The 5,543-nt window shown below is 52.3% G+C and carries 2 tRNA genes and 3 rRNA genes; all 5 read right to left on the minus strand.

What is annotated here, in order from left to right:
- Window positions 1-14: 14 nt before the first annotated feature.
- Window positions 15-127: ribosomal RNA gene (rrf, locus tag ACX12L_RS22695) — 5S ribosomal RNA — on the minus strand.
- Window positions 128-243: 116 nt separating this feature from the next.
- Window positions 244-3,122, minus strand: a 23S ribosomal RNA gene (locus ACX12L_RS22700).
- Window positions 3,123-3,476: 354 nt separating this feature from the next.
- A tRNA-Ala gene (locus ACX12L_RS22705) sits at window positions 3,477-3,552 on the minus strand.
- 35 nt (window positions 3,553-3,587) lie between these two features.
- Window positions 3,588-3,664 (minus strand) — tRNA-Ile (locus tag ACX12L_RS22710).
- A gap of 88 nt (window positions 3,665-3,752) precedes the next feature.
- A 16S ribosomal RNA gene (locus ACX12L_RS22715) occupies window positions 3,753-5,281 on the minus strand.
- Together the 16S, 23S and 5S rRNA genes with 2 tRNA genes alongside form the textbook arrangement of a ribosomal RNA operon.
- Window positions 5,282-5,543 lie beyond the last annotated feature (262 nt).

Raw genomic sequence — 5,543 nt, forward strand, 5'->3', positions numbered from 1 at the left:
TTTGGGCTGTAAGAGCCTGACGATGACCTACTTTCACACGGGGACCCGCACTATCATCGGCGCGAAGTCGTTTCACTGTCCTGTTCGGGATGGGAAGGAGTGGTACCGACTTGCTATGGTCATCAGGCATAACTGGTTGCTGTGCAGGTTTTGGGTCTGCACGGCGGATTCATAGAGTCGACTCGGTATTTGATTGCGTGCTTGGCATAACAGTCTTGAGCTGCGGTTGGCAGTCAAAGTTATAGGGTCAAGCCGCACGGGCAATTAGTACTGGTTAGCTTAAACGCTTGCACGTCTTCCACACCCAGCCTATCAACGTCGTGGTCTACAACGACCCTTCAGGGGGCTCAAGGCCCCGGCAGATCTCATCTTGAAACGAGTTTCCCGCTTAGATGCTTTCAGCGGTTATCTCTTCCACACTTAGCTACTCGGCAATGCCACTGGCGTGACAACCGATACACCAGAGGTGTGTCCACTCCGGTCCTCTCGTACTAGGAGCAGGCTTCCTCAAATCTGCAGCGCCCACGGAAGATAGGGACCAAACTGTCTCACGACGTTTTAAACCCAGCTCACGTACCTCTTTAAATGGCGAACAGCCATACCCTTGGGACCGACTACAGCCCCAGGATGAGATGAGCCGACATCGAGGTGCCAAACACCGCCGTCGATATGAACTCTTGGGCGGTATCAGCCTGTTATCCCCAGAGTACCTTTTATCCGTTGAGCGATGGCCCTTCCATACAGAACCACCGGATCACTATGTCCTGCTTTCGCATCTGCTCGACTTGTCAGTCTCGCAGTTAAGCACGCTTATGCCATTGCACTATCGTCACGATGTCCGACCGTAACTAGCGTACCTTCGAACTCCTCCGTTACGCTTTGGGAGGAGACCGCCCCAGTCAAACTGCCTACCATGCACTGTCCCCGATCCCGGTAAGGGACCTAGGTTAGAACCTCAAACGCACCAGGGTGGTATTTCAACGTTGGCTCCACGAGATCTAGCGACCTCGCTTCAAAGCCTCCCACCTATCCTACACAGATCCGTTCAAAGTCCAATACAAAGCTACAGTAAAGGTTCATGGGGTCTTTCCGTCTTTCCGCGGGGAGATTGCATCATCACAAACATTTCAACTTCGCTGAGTCTCAGGAGGAGACAGCGTGGCCATCGTTACGCCATTCGTGCAGGTCGGAACTTACCCGACAAGGAATTTCGCTACCTTAGGACCGTTATAGTTACGGCCGCCGTTTACTGGGACTTCAATCAAGAGCTTGCACCCCATCATTTAATCTTCCAGCACCGGGCAGGCGTCACACCCTATACGTCCACTTTCGTGTTTGCAGAGTGCTGTGTTTTTATTAAACAGTCGCAGCCACCGATTTTTTGCAACCGCTTTGGGCTCCCTTTGTACAAGTTCACCTACTTGCGGCATACCTTCTCCCGAAGTTACGGTATCAATTTGCCGAGTTCCTTCTCCTGAGTTCTCTCAAGCGCCTTAGAATACTCATCTCGCGCACCAGTGTCGGTTTGCGGTACGGTCGTCAATAGCTGAAGCTTAGTGGCTTTTCCTGGAAGCAGGGTATCACTCACTTCGTCTGCAAGCAGACTCGTTATCACCCCTCATCTTAGCCCGGCGGATTTGCCTACCAGGCACGACTACAGGCTTGAACCAACATATCCAACAGTTGGCTGAGCTAACCTTCTCCGTCCCCACATCGCACTATTGATCGGTACAGGAATATTGACCTGTTTCCCATCAGCTACGCATCTCTGCCTCGCCTTAGGGGCCGACTCACCCTACGCCGATGAACGTTGCGTAGGAAACCTTGCGCTTACGGCGAGCGGGCTTTTCACCCGCTTTAACGCTACTCATGTCAGCATTCGCACTTGTGATACCTCCAGCATCCGTTACCAGACACCTTCACAGGCTTACACAACGCTCTCCTACCACGTGCAATAAATTGCACATCCGCAGCTTCGGTAACTGGCTTAGCCCCGTTACATCTTCCGCGCAGGACGACTCGATCAGTGAGCTATTACGCTTTCTTTAAATGATGGCTGCTTCTAAGCCAACATCCTGACTGTTTTAGCCTTCCCACTTCGTTTCCCACTTAGCCAATTTTAGGGACCTTAGCTGGCGGTCTGGGTTGTTTCCCTCTTGAGTCCGGACGTTAGCACCCGGTGCTCTGTCTCCCAAGCTGTACTCTGCAGTATTCGGAGTTTGCCTTGGTTTGGTAAGTCGCCATGACCCCCTAGCCAAAACAGTGCTCTACCCCCGCAGGTAATACTTGAGGCACTACCTAAATAGTTTTCGGAGAGAACCAGCTATTTCCAAGTTTGTTTAGCCTTTCACCCCTATCCACAGCTCATCCGCTAGTTTTGCAACACTAGTCGGTTCGGACCTCCAGTACCTGTTACGGCACCTTCATCCTGGCCATGGATAGATCACTTGGTTTCGGGTCTACACCCAGCGACTGAATCGCCCTATTCGGACTCGATTTCTCTACGCCTCCCCTATTCGGTTAAGCTCGCCACTGAATGTAAGTCGCTGACCCATTATACAAAAGGTACGCCGTCACCCCTTTCGAGGCTCCGACTTTTTGTAAGCATGCGGTTTCAGGATCTATTTCACTCCCCTCCCGGGGTTCTTTTCGCCTTTCCCTCACGGTACTGGTTCACTATCGGTCGATGATGAGTATTTAGCCTTGGAGGATGGTCCCCCCATGTTCAGACAGGGTTTCTCGTGCCCCGCCCTACTTTTCTCTAGCTCAGTACCACCGGTCAGTTTTCGCATACGGGGCTATCACCCACTATGGCCGGCCTTTCCATGCCGCTTTGCTAACTGTCCGACTATCACTAGAAGGCTTCTCCGATTTCGCTCGCCACTACTTTCGGAATCTCGGTTGATGTCTTTTCCTCGAGCTACTTAGATGTTTCAGTTCACTCGGTTCGCCTCGCACTCCTATGTATTCAGAGTGCGATACCCTTGCGGGTGGGTTTCCCCATTCAGATACCTCCGGATCAATGCTTATTTGCCAGCTCCCCGAAGCTTTTCGCAGGCTATCACGTCTTTCGTCGCCTATCATCGCCAAGGCATCCACCACATGCTCTTAGTCACTTGACCCTATAACTTTGACTTCTCTTTCAAGAAATCGCCATTTCGAGTTCAAAGACTTGCGAGGTCTCGCACCTCGCGCGTTATGCCGTAATGTGAATGTTTCTTCGGCACCATCATTTTCACAATGGTGTCTTAGAGAACGATTCGTCATTACTTGAACAAAATTGCTTTCGTTCGTTTTGACGCAATCAAATTTAGGTTGCTGATGGCACGGTCACCGTGCTTGTGCACGGTGTTTCCATCAGCAACGCTGATTCGACTCTATGAATTTTTAAAGAACAGCCAATCAATCGATCTATCTCGATCAACAACAAAACAGCCTCGCTAAAAGCCGCTTTGGTGTTGAACTGCCATTGTAGGTGGTGGAGGATGACGGGATCGAACCGACGACCCCCTGCTTGCAAAGCAGGTGCTCTCCCAGCTGAGCTAATCCCCCAGGGGTGTTTCGCGCTCTTGGCTCGGCGGAAACCGTGGTGGGTCTAGTTGGGCTCGAACCAACGACCCCCGCCTTATCAAGACGGTGCTCTAACCAGCTGAGCTACAGACCCTTCGTGCCAGTTTGCACCAGCAGTTTTTTCCGCTGTCATTCCAACAACCGATAAGTGTGGGCGTTCAATCTTGAATGCTGTTTTCCAGAAAGGAGGTGATCCAGCCGCACCTTCCGATACGGCTACCTTGTTACGACTTCACCCCAGTCACGAACCCCGCCGTGGTAAGCGCCCTCCTTGCGGTTAGGCTACCCACTTCTGGCGAGACCCGCTCCCATGGTGTGACGGGCGGTGTGTACAAGACCCGGGAACGTATTCACCGCGACATTCTGATCCGCGATTACTAGCGATTCCGACTTCACGCAGTCGAGTTGCAGACTGCGATCCGGACTACGACTGGCTTTGTGGGATTGGCTCCCCCTCGCGGGTTGGCTACCCTCTGTACCAGCCATTGTATGACGTGTGTAGCCCCACCTATAAGGGCCATGAGGACTTGACGTCATCCCCACCTTCCTCCGGTTTGTCACCGGCAGTCCCATTAGAGTGCCCTTTCGTAGCAACTAATGGCAAGGGTTGCGCTCGTTGCGGGACTTAACCCAACATCTCACGACACGAGCTGACGACAGCCATGCAGCACCTGTGTTACGGCTCTCTTTCGAGCACTCCTCTATCTCTAAAGGATTCCGTACATGTCAAAGGTGGGTAAGGTTTTTCGCGTTGCATCGAATTAAACCACATCATCCACCGCTTGTGCGGGTCCCCGTCAATTCCTTTGAGTTTCAACCTTGCGGCCGTACTCCCCAGGCGGTCAACTTCACGCGTTAGCTTCGTTACTGAAGAAATTAATCCCCAACAACCAGTTGACATCGTTTAGGGCGTGGACTACCAGGGTATCTAATCCTGTTTGCTCCCCACGCTTTCGTGCATGAGCGTCAGTGCAGGCCCAGGGGATTGCCTTCGCCATCGGTGTTCCTCCGCATATCTACGCATTTCACTGCTACACGCGGAATTCCATCCCCCTCTGCCGCACTCCAGCCTTGCAGTCACAAAGGCAGTTCCCAGGTTGAGCCCGGGGATTTCACCTCTGTCTTACAAAACCGCCTGCGCACGCTTTACGCCCAGTAATTCCGATTAACGCTTGCACCCTACGTATTACCGCGGCTGCTGGCACGTAGTTAGCCGGTGCTTATTCTTACGGTACCGTCATGAGCGCCCTTTATTAGAAGGCACCTTTTCGTTCCGTACAAAAGCAGTTTACAACCCGAAGGCCTTCATCCTGCACGCGGCATGGCTGGATCAGGCTTGCGCCCATTGTCCAAAATTCCCCACTGCTGCCTCCCGTAGGAGTCTGGGCCGTGTCTCAGTCCCAGTGTGGCTGATCATCCTCTCAGACCAGCTACAGATCGTCGGCTTGGTAGGCTTTTATCCCACCAACTACCTAATCTGCCATCGGCCGCTCCGTCCGCGCGAGGCCCGAGGGTCCCCCGCTTTCATCCGTAGATCGTATGCGGTATTAGCAAAGCTTTCGCTCCGTTATCCCCCACGATCGGGCACGTTCCGATGTATTACTCACCCGTTCGCCACTCGTCAGCATCCGAAGACCTGTTACCGTTCGACTTGCATGTGTAAGGCATGCCGCCAGCGTTCAATCTGAGCCAGGATCAAACTCTACAGTTCGATCTTGAATTTTTCGAAGCCTTTCGGCTTCACACTCATAAAACGGAATTGAAGTGAACTTCACTTCTCTTCTCATGAGCGTTTGTTAGTTCCGAAGAACTTGGCATTCGCCACCAAACGCCCACGCTTATCGGCTGTATGTTTTTAACGATCCGGGAAGCCAAAATCTCTTTCAACTTCCAAACTTCGCTGCGATCAGCGAAGCCTTGAATTATGACACGTTTTTTAAAGACCTGTCAAACTTTGTGGTCTTTCGACCCCC

This window comes from Alicycliphilus sp. T452 (assembly GCF_054512775.1).